Origin of the sequence: Sphingomonas sp. AAP5 (genome assembly GCF_004354345.1) — a bacterium.
Lineage (GTDB): Bacteria > Pseudomonadota > Alphaproteobacteria > Sphingomonadales > Sphingomonadaceae > Sphingomonas > Sphingomonas glacialis.
In genome coordinates, this window is record NZ_CP037913.1 from 3,280,180 (window position 1) to 3,301,565 (window position 21,386).

At 67.3% G+C, this 21,386-nt stretch carries 19 protein-coding genes; 9 read left to right on the forward strand and 10 right to left on the reverse strand.

Annotation, left to right across the window (positions count from 1 at the left end; genetic code table 11):
- Positions 1 to 65: 65 nt before the first annotated feature.
- Positions 66 to 1,394: a glutamate--tRNA ligase gene (locus tag E2E30_RS15130; RefSeq protein WP_133191152.1), complete on the reverse strand. Its 1,329-nt coding sequence runs from the start codon at positions 1,392 to 1,394 to the stop codon at positions 66 to 68.
- Positions 1,395 to 1,554: 160 nt separating this feature from the next.
- Between E2E30_RS15130 and E2E30_RS15135 the strand changes: the two genes are divergently transcribed.
- Positions 1,555 to 2,490, forward strand: a complete 936-nt coding sequence (locus tag E2E30_RS15135) for a ribose-phosphate pyrophosphokinase (protein ID WP_133191154.1) — start codon at positions 1,555 to 1,557, stop codon at positions 2,488 to 2,490.
- A gap of 1 nt (position 2,491) precedes the next feature.
- Here the strand turns inward: E2E30_RS15135 and E2E30_RS15140 are convergent, their stop codons facing one another.
- Together E2E30_RS15140 and E2E30_RS15145 are read right to left on the reverse strand one after the other, a co-directional pair.
- Positions 2,492 to 3,241, reverse strand: a complete 750-nt coding sequence (locus tag E2E30_RS15140) for a sulfite exporter TauE/SafE family protein (RefSeq protein WP_133191156.1) — start codon at positions 3,239 to 3,241, stop codon at positions 2,492 to 2,494.
- Complete coding sequence (locus tag E2E30_RS15145) at positions 3,238 to 3,756, reverse strand: sterol desaturase family protein (protein ID WP_133191158.1); 519 nt, start codon at positions 3,754 to 3,756, stop codon at positions 3,238 to 3,240. Before E2E30_RS15145 ends, E2E30_RS15140 begins: the two co-directional genes overlap by 4 nt.
- Before the next feature lie 121 nt (positions 3,757 to 3,877).
- Between E2E30_RS15145 and sucC the strand changes: the two genes are divergently transcribed.
- The 3 genes from sucC to E2E30_RS15160 all read left to right on the forward strand — a co-directional run bounded on the left by sucC (position 3,878) and on the right by E2E30_RS15160 (position 6,950).
- Positions 3,878 to 5,077 (forward strand): ADP-forming succinate--CoA ligase subunit beta, encoded by a 1,200-nt coding sequence (gene sucC / locus E2E30_RS15150; protein WP_133191160.1) that lies wholly within the window; start codon positions 3,878 to 3,880, stop codon positions 5,075 to 5,077.
- A gap of 200 nt (positions 5,078 to 5,277) precedes the next feature.
- Positions 5,278 to 6,024 (forward strand): electron transfer flavoprotein subunit beta/FixA family protein, encoded by a 747-nt coding sequence (locus E2E30_RS15155; protein ID WP_133191162.1) that lies wholly within the window; start codon positions 5,278 to 5,280, stop codon positions 6,022 to 6,024.
- The gene (locus tag E2E30_RS15160) at positions 6,021 to 6,950 is read left to right on the forward strand and encodes an electron transfer flavoprotein subunit alpha/FixB family protein (RefSeq protein ID WP_133191164.1); all 930 of its coding nucleotides are present in this window, start codon (positions 6,021 to 6,023) and stop codon (positions 6,948 to 6,950) included. The genes E2E30_RS15155 and E2E30_RS15160 overlap by 4 nt, the downstream gene beginning before the upstream one ends.
- 74 nt (positions 6,951 to 7,024) lie before the next feature.
- On the opposite strand, the gene E2E30_RS15165 is transcribed toward E2E30_RS15160, so the two are convergent.
- The 4 genes from E2E30_RS15165 to E2E30_RS15180 form a co-directional block, all read right to left on the reverse strand.
- Positions 7,025 to 8,818, reverse strand: a complete 1,794-nt coding sequence (locus tag E2E30_RS15165) for a sensor domain-containing diguanylate cyclase (protein ID WP_133191166.1) — start codon at positions 8,816 to 8,818, stop codon at positions 7,025 to 7,027.
- Between the two features lie 49 nt (positions 8,819 to 8,867).
- Positions 8,868 to 9,872, reverse strand: a complete 1,005-nt coding sequence (locus E2E30_RS15170; RefSeq protein ID WP_133191168.1) for a histone deacetylase family protein — start codon at positions 9,870 to 9,872, stop codon at positions 8,868 to 8,870.
- Positions 9,865 to 11,085, reverse strand: coding sequence for a Na+/H+ antiporter NhaA (nhaA, locus tag E2E30_RS15175; protein WP_133191170.1), 1,221 nt, complete (start codon positions 11,083 to 11,085; stop codon positions 9,865 to 9,867). The genes E2E30_RS15170 and nhaA overlap by 8 nt, the downstream gene beginning before the upstream one ends.
- A 76-nt stretch (positions 11,086 to 11,161) precedes the next feature.
- Positions 11,162 to 12,730 (reverse strand): lysine--tRNA ligase, encoded by a 1,569-nt coding sequence (locus tag E2E30_RS15180; protein ID WP_133191172.1) that lies wholly within the window; start codon positions 12,728 to 12,730, stop codon positions 11,162 to 11,164.
- A 56-nt stretch (positions 12,731 to 12,786) separates the two neighbouring features.
- Between E2E30_RS15180 and E2E30_RS15185 the strand changes: the two genes are divergently transcribed.
- The 3 genes from E2E30_RS15185 (at position 12,787) to E2E30_RS15195 (ending at position 16,854) form a co-directional block, all read left to right on the forward strand.
- On the forward strand, positions 12,787 to 13,359 hold the full coding sequence (locus E2E30_RS15185) for a Uma2 family endonuclease (RefSeq protein WP_165954541.1): 573 nt from the start codon (positions 12,787 to 12,789) through the stop codon (positions 13,357 to 13,359).
- Between the two features lie 209 nt (positions 13,360 to 13,568).
- Positions 13,569 to 16,292 (forward strand): ATP-dependent DNA helicase, encoded by a 2,724-nt coding sequence (locus E2E30_RS15190; protein ID WP_133191176.1) that lies wholly within the window; start codon positions 13,569 to 13,571, stop codon positions 16,290 to 16,292.
- Positions 16,293 to 16,305: 13 nt separating this feature from the next.
- Positions 16,306 to 16,854, forward strand: a complete 549-nt coding sequence (locus E2E30_RS15195; protein ID WP_133191178.1) for a SixA phosphatase family protein — start codon at positions 16,306 to 16,308, stop codon at positions 16,852 to 16,854.
- A gap of 3 nt (positions 16,855 to 16,857) precedes the next feature.
- Here E2E30_RS15195 and E2E30_RS15200 read toward each other — a convergent pair whose 3' ends face one another.
- The gene (locus E2E30_RS15200; protein WP_133191180.1) at positions 16,858 to 17,385 is read right to left on the reverse strand and encodes a YceD family protein; all 528 of its coding nucleotides are present in this window, start codon (positions 17,383 to 17,385) and stop codon (positions 16,858 to 16,860) included.
- Positions 17,382 to 17,891: a ubiquinol-cytochrome C chaperone family protein gene (locus tag E2E30_RS15205; RefSeq protein WP_443018344.1), complete on the reverse strand. Its 510-nt coding sequence runs from the start codon at positions 17,889 to 17,891 to the stop codon at positions 17,382 to 17,384. The genes E2E30_RS15200 and E2E30_RS15205 overlap by 4 nt, the downstream gene beginning before the upstream one ends.
- A 111-nt stretch (positions 17,892 to 18,002) precedes the next feature.
- Here E2E30_RS15205 and E2E30_RS15210 point away from each other — a divergent pair, with 111 nt between their 5' ends.
- Together E2E30_RS15210 and E2E30_RS15215 are read left to right on the forward strand one after the other, a co-directional pair.
- Positions 18,003 to 18,503 carry an outer membrane protein assembly factor BamE gene (locus E2E30_RS15210; RefSeq protein ID WP_133191182.1) on the forward strand — a complete coding sequence of 167 codons (501 nt, stop codon included), beginning with the start codon at positions 18,003 to 18,005 and terminating at the stop codon, positions 18,501 to 18,503.
- A gap of 121 nt (positions 18,504 to 18,624) precedes the next feature.
- The gene (locus E2E30_RS15215; protein WP_133191184.1) at positions 18,625 to 19,131 is read left to right on the forward strand and encodes an RcnB family protein; all 507 of its coding nucleotides are present in this window, start codon (positions 18,625 to 18,627) and stop codon (positions 19,129 to 19,131) included.
- Between the two features lie 53 nt (positions 19,132 to 19,184).
- Here E2E30_RS15215 and pbpC read toward each other — a convergent pair whose 3' ends face one another.
- The gene (gene pbpC, locus E2E30_RS15220; RefSeq protein WP_240699118.1) at positions 19,185 to 21,278 is read right to left on the reverse strand and encodes a penicillin-binding protein 1C; all 2,094 of its coding nucleotides are present in this window, start codon (positions 21,276 to 21,278) and stop codon (positions 19,185 to 19,187) included.
- Positions 21,279 to 21,386 lie beyond the last annotated feature (108 nt).

Consider the following 21,386-nt stretch of genomic DNA (forward strand, 5'->3'; position numbering starts at 1 on the left):
GCCGGACATGGAGAGGATGTTACATCATAACATTCTGCCTGCAAGAGACAATATATCCTGTCGCCTCACTCGGGCGACAGACGCGCAATCGCGCGGTCGCGGCCGATCAGCGGGAGGAGCGCCTTCATGTCGGGACCATGCTCGCGGCCGGTCAGCGCACGCCGCAACGGCAGGAACAGCGCCTTGCCGCTGCGTCCGGTCTCGGCCTTCAGCGTGGCGGTCAGCGCGTGCCACGGGTCCCCCGCCCAATCGAGCGACTCGGCGGCCCGCGCGGCGGCGGCGAGAAAGTCGGCATCGGCGGAGTCGCGCTCGGCGACGATCGGACCCTCGATTACGCCCCACCAGTCGGCCGCCTCGGCGATCGTCTGGAGATTGGGCCGCACCGCCGCCCACTCCGCCGCGCCCATCCCGGCGGGAAGCCGGTCGGCGACGTGCGCGAAAGCGAGCTGGTGGACGATCTTGGCGTTCAACCCGGCAAGCTCCGCCTCGTCGAAGCGCGCGGGCGCGCGGCCGAACTTGGCGAAATCGAAGCTCTCGACCAGCGTCGCCGTCTCGACCAGCGGTTCGACCGGCAAGCTCGTCCCGATCCGCGCGAGCAACGCGCGCACCGCCTCGGGTTCGATCCCCACCTCACGGAAATGCGCGACACCGAGCGAGCCCAACCGCTTCGACAATTTACCCTCCGAGCCGACCAGCAGCGCCTCGTGCGCGAAGGCTGGCGGTGCAACGCCCATCGCATCGAACATCTGGAGCTGGAGCGCGGTGTTCGAGACATGGTCCTCGCCGCGCACGACGTGCGTGATGCCCATCTCCATATCGTCGATCGCCGAGGGCAGCATATAGAGCCACGACCCGTCGGCGCGGCGGATGACAGGATCGCTCATCGTCGCGGCATCGAATTTCTGGGGCCCACGGATCAGATCGTCCCACACGATCGGCGCGGCATGATCGAGCTTGAAGCGCCAGTGCGGCTTGACGCCATCAGCCTCGAAGCGCGCCCGCTCGGCGTCGCTCAGCGCGAGCGCGGCGCGGTCGTAGACCGGCGGCAGCCCGCGCCCGGCGGCGATTTTGCGTTTGAGGTCGAGCTCCTGCGCGGTTTCGTACGCCGGGTAGACGCGCCCTGCGTCGCGCAACGCCGCAAAGCGCGCCTCATAGAGCGCAAAGCGCGCCGACTGCCGCTCCTCGCCCGCAATCGCCAGCCCGAGCCAGGCGAGATCGGCGCGGATCGCATCGACAAAGCGCGCTTCGCTGCGCTCGGCATCGGTATCGTCGATCCGCAGCCAGAACTCGCCATCCTGCGCTTGCGCCCACAGCCAATTGTGGAGCGCGGTGCGGATGTTGCCGACGTGCAGCATGCCAGTCGGCGAAGGGGCGAAGCGAGTGCGGATCGTCATGCCACGAGCGGTAGAGGACGCGGCGCCCTCTCGACAAGCCCGCGCATCCATACGCGCTTTGCGGCACTGGTTGCGGCATCGCAGGGCACGCGGTCTCTTTCCCCGAGCCGACGACGCTCCTAAGGAGGCTGCAACTCGGCAAGCGCAAGGGGCGGCCCATATGAAACTTCTCACCGGCAATTCGAACCTGCCGCTCGCGCGCGATGTCGCCGCCTATCTCCAGCTGCCGCTGACCGACGCGCAGGTCCGCCGCTTCGCCGACGAGGAAATTTTCGTCGAGATCCAGGAGAATGTCCGCGGCGAGGACGTCTTCGTGCTGCAATCGACCGGCTATCCGGCAAACGACAATCTGATGGAGCTGCTGATCTGCATCGACGCGCTGAAACGCGCCTCGGCCAAGCGAATCACGGCGGTTATCCCGTATTTCGGCTATGCCCGGCAGGACCGCAAACCGGGGCCGCGCACGCCTATCTCGGCCAAGCTCGTCGCAAATCTGATCACCGTCGCGGGCGCCGATCGCGTGCTTTCGGTCGATCTGCATGCCGGGCAGATCCAGGGCTTTTTCGATATCCCGACCGACAACCTGTTCGCCGCACCCGTGATGTCGGCCGACATCCTGACGCGCTACGGCAATCGCAATTTGATGGTCGTGTCGCCCGACGTCGGCGGCGTGGTGCGCGCGCGTGCGCTCGCCAAGCGGCTCAACAACGCCCCGCTCGCGATCGTCGACAAGCGCCGCGAGCGCGCCGGCGAATCCGAAGTGATGAACATCATCGGTGAGGTCGAGGGGCGCTTCTGCATCCTGATCGACGACATCGTCGATTCGGGCGGCACGCTGTGCAACGCCGCCGCCGCACTCAAGCAGGCGGGCGCAGCCGGCGTCGCCGCATATATCACGCACGGCGTGCTGTCGGGCGGCGCGGTCGCACGAGTCGAAAGCTCGGCGCTCGAGGAATTGGTCATCACCGATTCGCTCGGCAGCCACGACATCGTCGCCTCGGCCAAGAAGATCCGCCATTTGACGATCGCGCCGCTGCTCGCCGAGGCGATTCGCCGGATCGCCGACGAATCGTCGGTGTCGTCGCTGTTCGATTAAATCAGGCGAGCGCGTCCCAGATCAGCTTGACGCCGACCAGCACCATCAGCGCGTAGATCGCGGTGTAGAAGCGCTCGGGCGAGACGCGCCGCACGAGCCAGACGCCGGCAAAGGTCGACGCGATCGCCACGGGCAGCAGCAGCGCTGCGACACCGAGCGTGTCGCGGTCGAACTGGCCGAGCGCCCAATAGGCCGGGACCTTCGCCCAATTGACCGCGGCGAAGAAGATCGCGGTCGTGCCGACGAGCACGTCGCGCGGCAGCCGCCGCGGCAGGACGTAGACCTGGAACGGCGGCTGGCCGGCATGCGCGATCTGGCTGGTAAAGCCCGAGGCGATGCCGAGCAGCGATCCGACCCAACCCGGCGCCTGCGCCGCGACCGCAACCGAACCGCGGCGCTCGCTCCACAATCGGTAGAGCCCGAACAGCACCGAAATCGTCCCGACCAAGGCGAGCACCGCCGCACTCGAGACCTGCGCGGCAAACAAATAGCCGAGCAAAATCCCGATCCCCGCGCCGGGCAGCATCCAGGCGAGGATCGCCGCATCCCAATCGCGCCGGAATGCCCAGACGCCGACGACATCCTGCACGATCAGGATCGGCAGCAGGATCGCCGCCGCGCGCACCGGCGAGATGGCGAGTGCGAGCATCGGTAGCGAAAGCGCGCCAAGACCCGCGAAGCCGCCCTTCGACAGGCCGAGCAGCACCACCGCCGGCACCGCCAGCGCGTAGAAAAGCAGCGGTTCGCTCAATCCGGGATGAGCGTCGTCTGGCCGACCGGCGCGCGCACGCCGGCGCGCTTGCGGCGCTTGAGTTCGGCCTTCAGATCCTCGGGCTTGGGGGCGACGAGAAACCCGAAGCTGACCGAGCCATCCTTGGTTTCGACGACATGGTGCAGCCGATGCGCCTGGATGATCCGCTTCATGTACGCCGACTTGGGCAGATAGCGCGTCGGGATGCGGCGGTGGACGATGATGTCGTGAAAGCCGAAATAGATCGCGCCGTACGCCGCGATTCCCGCGCCGATCCAGGTAAAGCCCTGCCACCAGCCGAGCTGGACGCCGAACACCAGCATCGTGATCGACGGCAATGCGAAGATCACTGCGTACCAGTCGTTCAGCTCCCAATTGCCGGTGCGCGGGCGGTGATGGCTCTCGTGGAGAAACCAGCCGAAGCCGTGCATCACCCAGCGATGCGCAGCATAAGCGAACAGCTCCATCCCGGCGACGGTGGCAAGAAAGAGCAACAGACCAGAGATCAGCGACATGCAGGCGATATAGCGCGCCGCGCGCCCGATAGCGAGTGTTCGCAACTGCGAAGGGGTGGATTCGTACCCCCGTGTGTGCTTAAGCCCCCCGCAAACCCGACCCTTGGAAAGGCACGCGCTCATGAACATCCACGAATATCAGGCCAAGGAACTCCTGGCGAAATTCGGCGTGCCCGTTCCCGCGGGCTTCTCGGCAATGTCGGTCGAGGAAGCAGTTGCAGCATCGGAAAAGCTCCCCGGGCCGCTCTATGTCGTCAAGGCGCAGATCCACGCTGGCGGCCGCGGCAAGGGCAAGTTCAAGGAACTCGGCCCCGACGCCAAGGGCGGTGTCCGCCTCGCCAAGACCGCTGACGAAGTCCGTGCCGCGGCAACCGACATGCTCGGCAACACGCTGGTGACGATCCAGACCGGCGACGCTGGCAAGCAGGTCAACCGCCTCTACGTCACCGACGGCGTCGACATCGCCAAGGAATTCTACCTCGCCCTCCTCGTCAATCGCGCCACCGGCCGCGTGTCGATGGTCGCCTCGACCGAGGGCGGGATGGACATCGAAACCGTCGCGCACGACACGCCCGAGAAGATTCACGCGATCGACATCGACCAGGCAACCGGTTTCATGCCGCACCACGGTCGTGCCGTCGCAGCCGCGCTCGAGCTCAAGGGCGATCTGGCCAAGCAGGCGTCGTTTGTCGCATCGAAGCTGTACGATGCCTTCATGGGCACCGATGCCGAGCAGATCGAGATCAACCCGCTCGCCGTCACCGACGACGGCAAACTGATGGTGCTCGACGCCAAGGTCGGGTTCGATAACAACGCGCTGTTCCGCCACAAGGACCTGATGGAACTGCGCGACGAGACCGAGGAAGATCCCTCCGAGCTCGAAGCGTCGAAGTACGACCTCGCTTACATCAAGCTCGACGGCGACATCGGCTGCATGGTCAACGGTGCCGGCCTCGCGATGGCGACGATGGACATCATCAAGCTCAACGGCATGTTCCCGGCCAACTTCCTCGACGTCGGCGGCGGCGCCAACAAGGAGAAGGTGACGGCCGCGTTCAAGCTGATCCTCGCCGATCCGAACGTGAAGGGCATCCTGGTCAACATCTTCGGCGGCATCATGAAGTGCGACATCATCGCCGAGGGCATCGTCGCCGCGGCGAAGGAAGTGAACCTTTCGGTTCCGCTCGTCGTCCGCCTCGAGGGCACCAATGTCGAGGCCGGCAAGGCGATCCTCGCCAATTCGGGCCTCGCGATCGTCCCGGCCAACGATCTGGGCGATGCCGCCCGCAAGATCGTCGCGGAGGTCAAGGCCGCCGCTTGAGTGGACTGACCAACGCACTTTGCGCTAAAGAAGGGCCCGGACGGAAACGCCGGGCCCTTTTGCGTTGAGGGCGCGTTCGAGTCGGACGAGATGCCGCTACGGCAAGCTTGGCTGGCATACCGGACTTGCGAAAACCGCGCAAAACCGCCATTTGACCACCAGATGCTGCCGAGCAAGAAACTGTCCTGGAAGGAATCCCGATGAGAGTGCTGGTGCCGGTCAAGCGCGTGCTTGATTACAACGTGAAGCCCCGCGTGAAGGCGGATGGAAGCGGAGTCGACCTCGCCAACGTCAAGATGAGCATGAACCCGTTCGACGAGATCGCGGTCGAAGAAGCGATCCGCTTGAAGGACAAGGGCGTGACGGAAATCGTCGTCGTGTCGATTGGCGAGCAGAAGGCGCAGGAAACGCTGCGCACCGCGCTCGCGATGGGCGCCGACCGCGCGATCCTGATCGTCACCGAAGACAAGGTCGAGCCGCTCGGCGTCGCCAAGCTCCTCGCCAAGATCGTCGAGGAAGAAAAGCCCGACCTGGTCATCCTCGGCAAGCAGGCGATCGACGACGACAACAACCAGACCGGCCAGATGCTGGCAGGGCTGCTCGGCGTCGGCCAGGCGACCTTCGCCTCGAAGGTCGAACTCAGCGCCGACAGCGTCACCGTGACGCGCGAAGTCGATGGCGGCTCGGAGACCGAGACGCTGAAGCTCCCCGCGATCATCACCGTCGACCTTCGCCTCAACGAGCCGCGCTACGCTTCGCTGCCCAACATCATGAAGGCGAAGTCGAAGCCGCTCGCACAAAAGACCGCCGCCGATTACGGCGTCGACGTGTCGCCGCGCCTCACCACGCTGAAAGTGGTCGAGCCCGCCAAGCGTTCGGCCGGCATCAAGGTCGCCGACGTCGATGAACTCGTCGCCAAGCTCAAGTCCATGGGAGTCGCAAAGTGAAGACGCTCGTCTGGGTCGAACATGATGGCACGTCCGTAAAGGACGCCACCCTCTCCACCGTCACCGCAGCCTCCAAGCTCGGTGAAGTCCATCTGCTTGTCGCGGGTCACGGCGTCGGTGCAGTCGCCGAGGCGGCCGCCAAGATCGCCGGCGTCGGCAAGGTCCATGTCGCCGACGACGCGGCCTATGCGCATGCGCTCGCCGAGAACGTCGCGCCGCTAGTCGCCAAGCTGATGGAATCGCACGACGCGTTCCTCGTGCCCGCGACGACCAACGGCAAGAACATCGCGCCGCGCGTCGCAGCGCTGCTCGACGTGATGCAGATTTCGGACATCCTGTCGGTCGAGAGTGAGGACACCTTCACGCGTCCGATCTACGCCGGCAACGCGATCGCAACGGTCCAGACCAAGGACGCGAAGAAGGTCATCTCGGTTCGCGGCACCGCGTTCGAGAAGGTCGCCACCGAAGGCGGTTCGGGCACGATCGAAGCGGTCGACACCACCGGTGACGCCGGCGTATCGACGTATGTCGGCTCGGAAATCGCAGCGTCTGAGCGGCCCGAGCTGACCTCGGCCAAGATCATCGTCTCGGGCGGTCGTGCGCTTGGCTCGAGCGAGCAGTTCCACACCTTGATCGATCCGCTCGCCGATAAGCTCGGCGCGGGCGTCGGCGCCTCGCGCGCTGCGGTCGATGCGGGCTATGCACCCAACGACTATCAAGTCGGCCAGACGGGCAAGATCGTTGCCCCCGAAGTCTATGTCGCGGTCGGCATTTCGGGTGCGATCCAGCATCTTGCCGGCATGAAGGACTCGAAGGTGATCGTTGCGATCAACAAGGACGAAGACGCGCCGATCTTCCAGGTCGCTGATTTCGGCCTGGTCGGCGATCTCTTCAAGCTGGTGCCGGAGCTGACCGAGAAGCTCTGAAGCGAAGCGCGAGGGCGACCTCACGTAGCAAGGGGCGGTGCGACCGGGTCGCGCCGCCCCTTTCGTTTGTGCGCTTAGCTCGACAGTTCGAGCCGGTTCCGCCCGGCGTTCTTCGCGCGGTACAAGGCCTCGTCGGCATGGCGCAGGATATGCTGGCGCGAACGCCCCGCGCGGAGCGGTGCCAGCCCGCCGCTGAAGGTGAAGCGGATATCATCGCCGAACCCGGTCGTGACCGACAGATCGGCGACCTCACGCCGCAAACGCTCGCAGATCGCATGCGCCTCTGCCAAGTCGGCGTTCCAGATGATCAGCGCGAACTCCTCGCCGCCGAGCCGCGCGATCAAGTCCTCGGCACGCAGCGAGCGCCGGGCGACATCGACGAAGGTGCACAGCACGCGGTCGCCCGCATCATGGCCGTGGCGATCGTTGACGCGCTTGAAGAAGTCGAGATCGAGCACCGCGCACACGCCGATCCCGCGTCCCGCCGCGACATCGGCGAGGCGCTGATCGAGCGCCACGTCGAACGCGCGGCGATTGACGATCCCCGTCAGCGGATCGGTCTGCGCCGCCTGCGCGAGCGCAGCCTGCAGCTGTTTGTGCCGCGAAATGTCGCGAATCGCGCTCACCGTGCCGACGACCTTGCCATCCTCGTCGGTGATCGCGCGCGTATGGCTTTCGCACCACAGCATCGTCCCGTCAGCCTTGCGCCCGCGATATTCGACGATGAAGGTCGCCGCCGGGTTCGCGAGCGCGTCGCGGATGGTCTTGGTCACGATCGGCAGATCCTCGGACTGCACGAGCGTTCCGGCCGCGATGCCGATCAGGTCGGCCGGTTCATAGCCCGCCAGCGGGAGGATCGAGGCGGAGGCATAATCGATCACGCCCGCGACGGTCTGCGTCAGAATGATATCGGTCGATTTGTCGGTGATCAGGCGATAGCGCGCTTCGCTCGCGCGCAGCGCGACCACCAGTCGCCTGCGCTGGTTGAGCTCGGCCGCGATCAGCAAGGTCATGACGACCGCGGTCGCCAGATAGAATTGCAGGAACAGCACGCGTTCGTACGTGCCGCCGCTGATCATGCGGATCGGGCCGCTCCCGCCGATCGTGAACGTCGCGCCGATCGTCGCGAGGATCACGATCGTGATCGCGCCGCCGATCCGGCCGAAGCGGAACGCCGCGATCATCAGCGGGAGGAGCGGCACGAACAGCAGCGGAAACGTCTCCTGCCCGAAGACGAGCCGCGTCACGACGATCGTCACCAGGATCAGCCCCGCGCCCTCGAGCTTGCGTGCCAAGCGCATACGCGCGATCCCGGCGAACATCTCGCCATTGAGCGCGAGCAGCACGACCGGTGCGAGCGTGAGATTGCCGAGCGCGTGGCCGAGATACCAGCTCAGCCAGTTGGTGGCGAAACCCGTCGGCGTCGCCAGCGCGATCGTCGCCGCGCCGCCGATCCCGGAGACTGCGGGCGCGATCCCGCCCGCCACCGCGATGAACAGGAAGACGCCGCGCAGCGATCCGAGATCGGCCCCGCTGCCGCGGCCGCGCCGCAACAGCCATGCCGCGAGGATCGCTTCGCCGATCGTGCACGCGGTGACGAGTGGCGCATAGCCATAGCCGATCCCGAACTGCCCCGTCGCAACGACGCCCCCGATCATCGCGGCCGTCACCGGCAAGAGCCAGGCGCGGGGCGACCGCACCACCAGTTCGACGATCAGGATCGCGGTGGCGAACCACAAGCAGGCGGGTCCGCCGCCGAAGCGCGTGAAGCGGATCGCCGCAGCGGAGGCCGCAAAAACGAGCATGCCGATCAGCACCGCCCGAATGGCGGACCGAAAGGAGAACGTAACGCGGAACTCGGCCAACATAAGTCAAAGCCTACGCGCTGTGGACCCAAGAAGACACCGGCAATCGCGGCTAAAATCCGGTAAGCAGGCTCTCGACATTGGCACCGAGCGCGTCGAGCGCATAGCCGCCTTCCATCGCGATCACGCAGGGCCAGCCACAGGCCGCAATGTCGCGCGCGAGCACCGTATAATCCGCGCTGGTCAGCTTGAAGTGCGAGATCGGGTCGCCCTCCCACGTGTCCGCGCCGAAGCTCAGCACCAGCAGATCGGGCGCGAATCGCGTGATCGCATCGAGCGCCATGCCTTGCGCGCGGCGGAACGGGTCGAGCGTCGTGCCGTGCGGCAGCGGCAGGTTGAGCGACGCGCCGCGCCCGTCGCCGTCGCCGGTCTCGTCGGCATGGCCCCAATAGAAGGGATAGTCGGTCGCGGGATCGGCATGGATGCTCGCGTAGAACACGTCGCCGCGCTCCCAGAAAATGTCCTGCGTGCCGTTGCCGTGGTGATAATCGATGTCGAGGATCGCGACGCGCCGCGCCCCGGCATCGCGCACCGCCTGTGCGGCGATCGCGGCGGTGTTGAGGTAGCAATAGCCGCCATAATAATCCGCCCCGGCATGATGGCCCGGCGGCCGGCATAAGGCGAAGGCGGCGCGGTCGCCGTCGAGCACCGCGTGCGTCGCGGCGAGCACGCTTTGTGCGCTCCAATAGGCGGCATCCCAGGTCTGCGCGGTGAGCGGGGTCGAGGCGTCGAAACTGTAGCGCCCGATCTGCCCGTCGATCCGATCGAGCTTGAGCGCGCGTCGGCCGACGATTGGCCAGACATAGCCCATCGCGTCGCCGGGCCGCCCCGCCGCCGCCCAGCGCGCGGGGGCTTCGCGCAGGAAAGCGAGATAGTCGGGGGTGTGGACTGCCGCGATCGCCGCCATGCCGTGATCGCGCGGCGCCTCGGCCCCGCCGATCGCCTCCGCGATCCGCTGCGCGCGCGACGGTGTCTCGGCATAAGCGGTAAAGCCGCCATTGTGCAGTTCGCGCGCCGGCGCATGGCCAAGCTGCGCGGGCGAGAAGAAATTACGCATGCGTCCTCCTTACCGGCCAATAGCGCAGGATGAGAAAGCCCGCGATCGCCGAGACGATCGAACCTGCGAGCACGCCGATCTTCACTTCGTCCTGCAAATGCGGGCTGTCAGGGAAGCCGAGCCCGCCGATGAACAAGCTCATCGTGAAGCCGATCCCGGCGATCAACGCGACGCCGTAGAGCTGGATCCAGCGCATCCCCTTGGGGCGCTGCGCGATCCCGAGCCGCTCGGCGAGCGCGACGCCCCCCATGATTCCCGCTTGCTTGCCGAGGAACAGCCCGCCCGCAATGCCGAGCACGAGCGGATCGCCGAGCGTGGCGAGACTCACGCCGCCAAGCGATACACCGGCATTGGCGAGCGCGAACAACGGCACGATGCCGAACGCCACCCACGGGCTCAGCGCATGTTCGAGCCGGTGGAGCGGCGAATGTACGTCGTCGGGCGCGCCGGGCGAGCGCGTGATCGGGATCATCGTCGCGGCGAGCACACCCGCGATCGTCGCATGGACGCCCGACAGCAGGATCAGCCACCACAGCGCGGCAAAGCCGATCAGATATGGCCACAGCGCCCATACGCGGCGCTGCTTCAAGGTGAACATCACCAGCAATACGCCGACCGCACCGCCAAGCGCGATCCAGTCGATGCCGTGGCTGTAGGCGAGCGCGATGATCGCGACCGCGCCGCAATCGTCGACGATCGCGACCGTCGTCAGAAACAGTTTCAGCGCGGGCGGCACGCGGCTGCCGAGCAAGGCAAGCACGCCGATCGCAAAGGCGATGTCGGTCGCCGCCGGGATCGCCCAGCCGGGCTGCAAGTCCGCGGCGCCACCGGTGATCGCGAGATAGACCAAGGCGGGCACCGCCATCCCCGCCGCCGCCGCGATGATCGGCAAGCGCCGCCGCGCCGGGCTCGCCAATTGCCCGTCGATCAGCTCGCGCTTGATCTCGAGCCCGACGAGCAGGAAGAACACCGCCATCAGGCCGTCATTGATCCACAGATGGACCGTCATCGGGCCGATCGCCGGCGCCAGCGTCGGGCCGGTGGCATGGTGGAGCAGCGCGAAATAGGACTCGGCGAGCGGCGAATTGGCGACGATCAGCGCCAGCGCTGCGGTGGCCATCAAGACAATCCCGCCCGCCGCCTCTTGATGCAGAAAGGTGCGGAGCGCCGACCGCACGGTGCGGAACGGCGCAGAGGCTTTGCGCTTGGTCATCGCGCCACCCTATCGCCGCGCCGCACAAAGACCAGCGGGATCGGCCCGCGCCGACCCCGCATGGCCGCAAGTACGCTTAGCGAGCGAGCGCCTCGGCGATCAGTTTGCGCGTATTCTCGACCCCGTAGAGCGCGATGAAGCTCCCCATCCGCGGCCCCTGGCTCGATCCGAGCAGCGTCTCGTACAAGGCCCCGAACCAGGCACGCAGCGGTTCGAAGCCGCCTTCGTTGCCGATCGCATAGACGATGTTCTGCAGATCGACCGCGGAGCTGTCGGCCGGCACCGCGGCGAGCTCACGGTCGAGCCGTTCGAGCGCTGCGACCTCGATCCCCTCGGGCTTGCGGCGCTGGAGCGTCGGCGCGACGTAATCGCGGTTGTACGCCAGCGCATGGCCGATCAGCGCGTCGAGCTCGGGGGTAATCGCGCCCTCGACATAGTTGCTGAGATAGCCGTGGACCTGTTCGGCGGTCGCGCCCGCGCCGAGCACGCCGACGAGATTGAGCAGCAGGCCGAAAGTGACCGGCGGGTTCGTCCCCGGCACGTCGCCGTCATGGATGTGGTGCACCGGATTGCCGAGCTTCTGCTCGACCGGCTGCGCGGCGTAGCTGGCGCGGAACTGGAAATAATCGTCCACCGCGCGCGGGATGACGCCGATATGGAGCTGCTTGGCCTTTTTGGGCTCGCGGTACGCAAAGAACGACAAGCTCTCCTGCGTCCCGTAATCGAGCCACTGCTCGAGCGTCAGGCCATTGCCCTTCGACTTGGAGATCTTCTCGCCCTTTTCGTCGAGGAACATCTCGTAGATCAGCCCCTCGGGCGGGCGACCGCCGAGCACGCGCGCGATCTTGCCCGACTGCACGCCGCTGTCGATCAGATCCTTGCCGTACATCTCGTAATCGACGCCGAGCGCGACCCAGCGCATCGCCCAGTCGACCTTCCACTGCAGCTTGGCCTGGCCACCGAGCACCGATTGCACGAGCACTTCGCCGTCGCTGTCGGTGAAGCGGATCGTGCCCTCCTCGACATTGACCACCTCGACCGGGACCTGGAGCACCACCCCGGTCTTGGGGCTGATCGGCAGGATCGGCGAATAGGTCGCGGCGCGCTCCTTGCGCAGCGTCGGCAGCATCACGCCCATGATCCCGGCGTAATGGCGCAGCACGCCCTTCAGCGCATCGTCGAACACGCCAGCCTCATATTGCGAGGCGGACGAAATGAATTCGTATTCGAACCCGAAGCGATCGAGGAAATCGCGCAGCATCGCATTGTTGTGTGCCGCGAAGCTCTCGAACTTCTCGAACGGATCGGGAATGCGGCTGAGCGGCTTGCCGAGATGCTCGGTCAGCATCGCCTGGTTGGGGACGTTGTCGGGCACCTTGCGCAGGCCGTCCATGTCATCGCTGAACTCGATAAGCCGGGTCGGCGCGTCCGACAGCGTCTGGAACGCGTGGCGCACCATGGTCGTGCGCAGCACTTCGTTGAAGGTGCCGATATGCGGCAGGCCCGAGGGACCATAGCCCGTCTCGAAGATGACGGGCTGGTTGCCCGGCTTGCCATCGGGATAGCGCTTGAGCAGCTTGCGCGCTTCCTCATACGGCCAGGCCTTGGAATCGAATGCGGCGGTGCGGAGGGCTGTGTCGGTCATGATGCTCCCGCGTTTGACGCTTTAGGCGCGCGAGCGCAAATGCTATGCTTGCGCCCATGAACATGCAGCTGCCCCTGACGGAGCCGCACCCCTTGAAGCTTCGTATCGAGGACTTCGAGCTGTTGAACCGCGCGGGCGTGTTCGATGCGTACCACAAGGCCGAATTGATCGAGGGGGTCATCGAGGTCATGAACGGCGAATTCCGTCGACACAGCCGCGTCAAAAGCCAGCTGACGTTCCGCTTGCAGCTCGCGCTGGAAGCGATCGGATCCGATTTCGCGGCATTTTCGGAAGCGACCCTCGCGCTTTCGCCGCACAATCTGCCCGAGCCCGACGTCATTGTCGCGATCGGCGGTTTGGATGATCGTTACTATGAACGCCGCGACATCGCGATCGTGATCGAAGTGGCGGACAGCAGCATTACGCGTGACCTGGGCGCAAAGTGCGCGATGTATGCGCACGAGACTGTCCCGGAATATTGGGTCGTAGCTTTGCAAACAGGCGAGATACATCAATTCTGGAAGCCGCGAGACGGGCGCTTCGGCGATCATCGCGTTGTGCCGCTCGCAGGGGAAGTATGCAGTGCGACGCTGCCGGAACTGACGATCGACGGACGCGGCATTCTATAGGGGCTCGACGCTACCCAAAAAAACGCTTCCCCCGGGCGAAGGCCGGCGCCCAGTCGCGGAACGGCCGCAAGCCGGCACTGCGCCCGAAGACGAGGACCTTCTCTCCTAGGCCCCAGCCTCCGCCGGGGAACCGCAATTTCTGCTAGCGCAGCGAGCAAACCCGCCCCTCCAACGTTGCCATTCCGTTCCCCCTACGCGATATACCCAGCGTGACCGCGCTCCCCTATCCCGCGCTCCATGCGAGCCACAGCGGCATCTGGATCGCCGATGCCGAAGGCACGCGACCGATCGGACGCGGCGAGGCGATCCGCATTGCCGCCGATACTCCAGTCATCCTGCTCAACGCAGCGCTGATCGGGCAGCGGCTCGGCTATGCCGACCTGTCGGGGCTCGACCTGCTCGAACTGTTCGCCTTCCTGTGCCCCGCGCGCTTCATGGTGCCGACGCCGCGCGGCCTAGCGCGCGTTGCAGGGCTGGAAGCGCCGAGCGAGGATGGTGAGATTGCCGCCTTCCTGCGTGACGCCGCGGTCGCGCTGCTCGGCATGACCGAGCCCGGCACCGACTGGCCCGAGCGCGAGGGCGCATGGACCGCGGCGCAGTCGCTGTTCAAACTGCGCTGGACCTGGGCGCCGATCCTCGCGCAGCGGCTCAAGACCCCCGACGTCGCCGAACGCTGGCTGTTCTCGAAACTCGGCGAATGGTCCGAAGGCGCACCGCGCCCGCAACCGCGCACCGTAACGCTCGATGCCGACGAGACCCAGGCGCGGCTTGCGCGACTGACGGGCAGCGCCGCCGAGCAACGCTCAGGCCAACGCGCCTATGCCCAGGCCGCGCGCGAGGCGTTCGCCCCGCGCATGGCGCACGGCGCACCCAACATGGTGCTTGCGGAGGCCGGAACCGGCATCGGCAAGACGCTCGGCTATCTCGCCCCCGCCTCGCTCTGGGCCGAGAAGGCCGATGGCGCGGTGTGGGTATCGACCTTCACCAAGGCGCTGCAACGCCAATTGGGCCATGAAAGCGCACGCCTCTTCCCCGATGCAGCAACCCGCCGCGCGAAAGTGGTGACGCGCAAGGGGCGCGAGAATTACCTCTGCCTGCTCAATCTCGAAGATGCGCTGCAAGGCGGTTTCGCCGGCCGCGCGGCGATCCTCGCGCAACTCGTCGCGCGCTGGGCGGCGTATAGCGCCGATGGCGACATGGTCGGTGGCGATCTGCCCGGCTGGCTCCCCACGCTGTTCCGTCGCAACGGCGCGACCGCGCTGACCGACCGGCGCGGCGAGTGCGTCTATGCCGGCTGCCCGCATTACCGGAAGTGCTTCATCGAAAAGGCCGCGCGCGCCAGCGCCGATGCCGATCTCGTCATCGCCAACCATGCGCTGGTGATGGTCAATGCCGCGCGCGGCCGCGAATCGACGACGCGTCCGACGCGCTACGTGTTCGACGAAGGCCATCATCTGTTCGATGCCGCCGACGCGATGTTCTCGACCGCGCTGACGGGATCCGAGACGATCGAACTCCGCCGCTGGGTGCTCGGCCCCGAATCGGGCGGACGCGGGCGGCGGCGCGGGCTTGCCGCGCGTCTTTCCGACGTGGCGAGCTATGACGAGGGCGGTGCGCGCGCGATCGCCGATGCGGTGGCGGCGGCGCAGGGCCTGGCGAGCGACGGCTGGCTCCAGCGGATCGGCGAAGGCGCGCCGTTCGGCCCGATCGAGACGCTGCTCGCGGCCGTCCGCGGATTGACCTATGCCCGCGCCGAGGCCGAAGGCGACGCGGGCTACGCGCTCGAGACCGAACTCGCCGAGCCCGACCCCGGGCTGGTTGAAGCCGCGGGCCCCGCCGCGCATGCGCTCGATGCGCTCGTCCGGCCACTCGTCGCGCTCGGACGCCGGCTCGAGGCGGTGCTCGAGGAAGGGCCCGACTGGATGGACGGCCAGGCGCGCGCGCGGATCGAAGGTGCTGTCGCCTCGCTCGGCTGGCGCGCCGAGACGGTCGCGGCATGGCTGTCGCTGCTTGCCCGGATCGGCGGGCCGGCCTCGCCCGATTTCGTCGACTGGCTCGCGGTCGACCGCGTCGAGGGGCGCGAATACGATATCGGCCTCCACCGCCACTGGCTCGACCCGACGCGGCCCTTCGCCGAAACCGTACTCAAGCAAGCGCACGGCGTGCTCGTCACCTCGGCGACGCTGCGCGGCGGCGGGACCGATGGCGAGGAAGGCTGGGGCGTCGCCGAGGCACGCACCGGCGCGAACCATCTGCTGCGCGGCGCGAGCCGTTTCGCTGCCACATCGCCGTTCAATTATGCCGACCAGGCCGAGGTGCTGATCGTCACCGATGTCAAGCGCGGCGACATGGGCGCGCTCGCCAACGCTTATGCCAAGCTCGGCGTCGCGAGCGGCGGCGGGATGCTCGGGCTGTTCACCGCAATTCGGCGGCTGCGCGGCGTCCATGCCCGGATCGCCGACCGCCTCGCGCGAGAAGGCCTGCCGCTCTATGCGCAGCATGTCGACCCGATCGACACCGGCACCCTGGTCGACATCTTCCGCGACGATCCCGCCGCCTCGCTGCTCGGCACCGATGCCTTGCGCGACGGGGTCGACGTGCCCGGCCGCTCGCTGCGGCTCGTCGTGCTCGAGGGCGTGCCGTGGCCCAAGCCGACCGTGCTTCACGCCGCTCGGCGGCTCGCCGGAGGCGGCAGCCGCTATGACGACCGGATCGTCCGCGCGCGCATGGCGCAGGCGTTCGGCCGGCTGATCCGCCGCGCCGACGACCACGGGCTGTTCGTCCTGCTTTCCGCGGCGATGCCGTCGCGCCTGCTCACCGCTTTCCCGCCGGGGGTGAAGATCACGCGCTGCACGCTCGACGAAGCGGTTGCGCGTGCGGGAGCGCTTCCCTCCGCCGTGCAAACGGGGCATGAGGCGCGCGAACCCGCCTGACGGAGACTTTAGCATGACCGCCGGCACCAAGACGCTGACGCTGCTCCGCCACGCTAAATCGGGCTGGGACGATCCCGCTTTGCGCGATTACGATCGCGGTCTCAACGCCAAGGGCAAGCGTGCGGCGGCGCTGATCGGTGGCCATCTGCGCAATGCCGCCGGCGCGTTCGACCATGTCGTCGCCTCGCCCGCGGTGCGCGTCGTCGAGACGCTCGAACAGGTCGAGAGCAGCTATGGCCGCACGCTCGCGCCCCATTTTGACCGGCGCATCTACCTCGCCTCGGCAGTGACCTTGCTCGATATCGTCCACGAAGCGCCAGCCGAGGCGGCACACCTCCTGCTCGTCGGGCACAATCCCGGGCTCGAGGATCTCGCGATGCTGCTCGTTCCCGATTCGGACGAACCGTTGCGCGTCGCGCTCGAGGCGAAATATCCCACCGCGACGATCGCCGAGATCAGCTTCGCGGGCGAATGGGCGACGCTTGCCGGCGGGAGCGGACGGCTGACGCGCTTCGTCCGCCCGCGCGATCTCGATCCGACGCTCGGACCCGACGAGGACTGAGCCTCACACCTTCCCGAACAAGCCCTTCAACCCCGCCAGCGCACCCGCAGGCTTGGCCTCTTCCTCGCTGATCACGCCCGCTGCGCGCAACGCCGCCGCGGCATTGGGCCCGCGCGGGAACGGATCGAGCGCAAGCGCCATCGTTTCCGCCGCCGCTTCGCCGAGGTCGATCGCCGCGCCATCATACGGCATCGTATCGAGCGCATCGAGATCGAGCTCGATCTCCTCCTCGGCGGCAGCCTCCTGTTCGGTGACGAAGCGCAACGCGACATCCTCCGACACGCTTTGCGGCAAGGGCTCGTCGGTCACCGAACACGCCTGGACGACCGCCGCGCTGACCGCGCCGCGCGCGACGATCCCCGCCGCATCGCGCTTGACCCGAAACGTCGCCTCGAGCCGGTCGACCGACACCAGACCGAATCGCGCTGCCAGCGCGGCGCGCTCGGCCTCGCTCGCGGTGATCGCGATGCTGCGCTCGCCCTCGCCGATCGTGTCGATCCGCTCCAGCCGCGAAAATTCGGGGGTGCTCATGCAATATCTCCTGCGATCACCGACTCGGTCGGTCGTGCCGCCAGCGCGTCGCGCAGCGCGAACAAGGCGGCCTCGGTATGGGCAATCGCGGCGGCATCGGGCAGGCCGCTGCGGTACAGGTTCCGCGCGAGCGCCGGGTGGAGGTCGCCCGCCGCCAGCCCGTCGCGATACGCGCCGAGCCGCCCGCCGAGCATCCCCATCATCTTGCCGATATGCTTGCCGACGCCGATGTCGCCGACCCCGCTTTCGCGCAATTGCCCGTCCAGATCGGTGACGAAGCGCTCGGTCAGCCGCGCGCTTGCCGGGCCTGCCTCTGGAACGTCCTCGAGCCGCAGCAGCACGAGCGACAGCACCGCCGCGACCATGTCGAACCGGCCGTCGAGCGTGTCGGGAACACCGCCCGATTCATACCAATGCGGCGCGCGTGCCAGCGCGATCACCCGATCATAGAGCAGCATCGCGGTATCGTCGGGCGTCCGCCCCAGCAGCTTCGAAAACCAGCCCAAATCTCTCGTGTCCCTTCGCGCCCTTGTTTGGTCGCCTTTCCCGGCATATTGAGGCTTCGTGTCCGCGGGTGCAATGCGTCGTGGCCAGCTTTGGTGCCTTGGAGAGTGTCGATGAGCCTTAAGTCCGTCCGCCAGTTGACGGCTGCCGCCCTCCTCGCATCGTGCGTGTTCGGGGCGAGCGCCTGCGTGCCGCTCAAGTCGCACCAGGGCTATGTCATCGATGCCGATCTCGTGAACTCGGTCCAGGCCGGCACCGACAACCGTCAGTCGGTGCTCGCGACGCTCGGCAAACCGAGCTTCACTTCCGAGTTCAACCAGGGGGACTGGTATTACGTGTCGCGCGAGACGCGCAATTTCGCGTACAACAACCCCAAGGTCCGCGAGCAGACGACGCTGCGCATCAGCTTCGACGAGAAGGGCAATGTCACCGCGGTGCGCAAATCGGGCGTCGAGCAAGTCGCGTCGATCAGCCCGTCGGGCAAGACCACGCCGACGCTCGGCAAGAAGCGCAGCTTCTTCGACGAACTGTTCGGCAATATCGGAACGGTCGGCGCGGTCGGCGGTGGCCAGGGCGGCCAGAGCAACACCGGTGGCGGTCGCGACACGCCGTAACGCTGCACGCCGTTCCTGACGGATTGCTGACAAGCGCATTCGCATTCCGTTCAGTCGCGCGCTGCCAAAACACGCTCCATGGCCCGGCCGTTCTCTGGCCAGCCGGAATATGGAGGATACAGTGCGTAAACTCATTCTCACCGCTTTGATGGCGGCGACCTTGGTTCCCGTCGCGGCAAGTGCGCAGTCGAACGAAGAGCTGCGACGCGACCGTCGCGACATCCGCCAGGAGCAGCGTGACCTGCAGGACGCGCGGATGCGCGGCGACCGCCGTGACATTCGCGACCAACGCGAGGACGTTCGCGACGCGCGCCAGGAATATCGCGAGGATCTGCGCGATCGCGACCGCGCCTGGGGTCGTGACGACTGGCGTGGCTGGCGCGACCGCAACCCGAACTATTATGCCCGCGGCAATTGGAACGCCCCGTTCCGCTACACCGCGTTCCGTCCGGGCCTGCGCATCGCACCGGCGTATTACGGCGGGCGCTACATCATCGCCGATCCGTGGCGCTATCGCCTGCCGCGCGCCGGCTTTGGCCAGCAATGGGTGCGGCACTATAACGACGTGATCCTCGTCGACACGCGTCGCGGCTATGTCGTCCAGGTGATCCGCGGCTTCTACCGCTAAGACTGTTCGTCACGGGCGGCGGTCGTCTCCGAAAGGGGGCGGCCGTCGTTTTTTCAGCGGATCGTGAAGAGCACCTGATCGACCACGCGTCCGGCGACATCGGTCAACCGCAGCCGGTGGAGCCCCGGCCCGGCGATGATCTGCGGCTGCGAATCGGCGGCGCCTAGATCGGTCTTGTCGAGCCACAGCCGATGCGCCGTCACCGCCCCCGACACGTCGACCGAGAGCCGCTGCCGGTCGGACGGAATGTCGGGATCGATCGCATAGACGCTGCCCGACACCGGATTGGTGATGCGCGGGCGGCGCGATTCGGCGGGCGCGACGGCGATCTGCGTCTGCCCCGTTCCGGCGAGGAAATATTCGGTGCGCGGTTGTTCGATCGCATTCCCGAAGGTGATCGCGCGCGCTTCGATTCCCGTCGGGCGCGGCGGCGGGCTGCCGCGCGTGTCGGCGTTGAGCGCGAGCATGATGTCGCGCCACACCGGCGCCGCGCCGCTGACCCCCGACACCGCACGCATCGAATCGCCCTCGAGATTGCCGACCCAAACGGCAACCGTGTATTCTCGCGTGAAGCCGATGCACCAATTGTCGCGCAGCGCCTTGCTCGTGCCCGTCTTCACCGCCGCCCAGAAGGGCAGATGCAGCGCCGAATCGAGGCCGAAGGTCACCGCGCGGGCATTCGAATCGGCCATCATGTCGGCGACGAGCCACGCCGCCTGCGGTGTCGTAATGGCGTGTGGCGACTCGCGGGGCGCATCGAGCGTCAGCCGCAACGGCGACCAGCGGCCGGCCTGCTCCAGGCTGCGATAGGCCGCGGCCTGTTCGAGCAGCGTGACTTCGGCCGAGCCGAGCGCGAGCGAGAAGCCGTAATAATCACCATCCTCGACCAGCCCGCGATACCCCGTGTCCCACAACCGATCGCGAAACGCGTCGACCCCGACGAGCAGCAAAGTGCGCACCGCGGGTACGTTGAGCGACCCCGCCAGCGCCGCGCGCGCCGACACCGGACCCTTGAACCCGCGATCGTAATTCTGCGGGACATAGAGCCCCGACGCGGTGTCGAGCTGGACCGGCGAATCGTCGAGGATCGAGGCGGGGGTGAGATAGCCCTTCTCGATCGCCTCCGCGTAGAGGAAGGGTTTGAGCGTCGATCCGGCCTGGCGATAGCTGTTCGCGCCGTCGACCGCGGGCGCGGTCGAGGCGCCGCCGATCCCGCCGACATAGGCGAGCACGTCGCCGCTTGCATTGTCGATCACCACCGCCGCGCCGTCACGCGCGCGCGCGCCGCCGAGGCCCTGCAGCTGGCGTTTGAGCGCGACGATCGCCAGGCTCTGGATGCGGCGGTCGAGCGTGGTGGTGACCTTGAGCCCGGGTTTGGTGAGCAAACGGTCGGAGAGATGCGGCGCGAGGCCGGGGTCGAGCTGAAGGCTGCGCGCCGGGCCGAGCATCGACGCCGCCTCGCCCGCAAAGCGCGCGCAATCGCGCTCGTGGCTGACCGCGCAGGCGCGCCGCGCGATGCTCGCGGGGTCGGCCTGCGGATCGGGGAGGAGCGCGGCGAGCAACACCGCGTCGTCGCGCGCGAGCGCGTCGGGCGTCTTGCCGAACAGCCCGAGCGCCGCCGCGCCGATCCCCTGCGCCTCGCCGCGGAAACCGGCGAGGTTGAGATAGGCCTCGAGGATCTCGTCCTTCGACCAATGCGATTCGAGCGCCCAGGCGGCGCGCATCTGGCGGAGCTTGTCCCACAAATGGCGCTGCCCCGGCACCGCGAGATCGGGCGCGAGGAAGCCGGCGACCTGCATCGACAGCGTGCTCGCGCCGCGCGCGCGCGTCCCCTGTGCGCGGTCGCGCGCGACGCCGAGCAAGGCGAGCCAGTCGACGCCGCCATGATGGAAGAAGCGGCGGTCCTCGACGCCGACAATCGTGTCTCGCGTGACGGCGGAAACGTGCGGCAGCGGTGTCCAGGCGAGGCGGCGTGCGGCGAAATCGACGCGCGCGCTGTCGATCAGCGCGCCGTTGCGATCGTAGAGCCACGCCTCGGACGGGCGCCACGCGGCGCGAACCTGCGCATAGCCGGGGAGTGGCGGGGGAAGCGTGGCGTAGTCAATCGCGACGAAGGCGAAGAGCGCGACGACCAGCGCGGTGACGATCGCGCCGGTGCGGGTCTTGAACCCCGCCCACAGGCGTTCGCTTGCCCGGCGCAGGGCAGGGCCCAGGAGCGACGCACGGCGCAAGAGGGTGCTGTACTCGATCAACGC

Coding starts and splice junctions, on each gene's coding strand:
- E2E30_RS15130 (WP_133191152.1), bottom strand. CDS start 1,394: ATGACGATCCGCACTCGCTTCGCCCCTTCGCCGACTGGCATGCTGCAC.
- E2E30_RS15135 (WP_133191154.1), top strand. CDS start 1,555: ATGAAACTTCTCACCGGCAATTCGAACCTGCCGCTCGCGCGCGATGTC.
- E2E30_RS15145 (WP_133191158.1), bottom strand. CDS start 3,756: ATGTCGCTGATCTCTGGTCTGTTGCTCTTTCTTGCCACCGTCGCCGGG.
- sucC (WP_133191160.1), top strand. CDS start 3,878: ATGAACATCCACGAATATCAGGCCAAGGAACTCCTGGCGAAATTCGGC.
- E2E30_RS15155 (WP_133191162.1), top strand. CDS start 5,278: ATGAGAGTGCTGGTGCCGGTCAAGCGCGTGCTTGATTACAACGTGAAG.
- E2E30_RS15165 (WP_133191166.1), bottom strand. CDS start 8,818: ATGTTGGCCGAGTTCCGCGTTACGTTCTCCTTTCGGTCCGCCATTCGG.
- E2E30_RS15170 (WP_133191168.1), bottom strand. CDS start 9,872: ATGCGTAATTTCTTCTCGCCCGCGCAGCTTGGCCATGCGCCGGCGCGC.
- nhaA (WP_133191170.1), bottom strand. CDS start 11,085: ATGACCAAGCGCAAAGCCTCTGCGCCGTTCCGCACCGTGCGGTCGGCG.
- E2E30_RS15180 (WP_133191172.1), bottom strand. CDS start 12,730: ATGACCGACACAGCCCTCCGCACCGCCGCATTCGATTCCAAGGCCTGG.
- E2E30_RS15185 (WP_165954541.1), top strand. CDS start 12,787: ATGAACATGCAGCTGCCCCTGACGGAGCCGCACCCCTTGAAGCTTCGT.
- E2E30_RS15195 (WP_133191178.1), top strand. CDS start 16,306: ATGACCGCCGGCACCAAGACGCTGACGCTGCTCCGCCACGCTAAATCG.
- E2E30_RS15200 (WP_133191180.1), bottom strand. CDS start 17,385: ATGAGCACCCCCGAATTTTCGCGGCTGGAGCGGATCGACACGATCGGC.
- E2E30_RS15210 (WP_133191182.1), top strand. CDS start 18,003: ATGAGCCTTAAGTCCGTCCGCCAGTTGACGGCTGCCGCCCTCCTCGCA.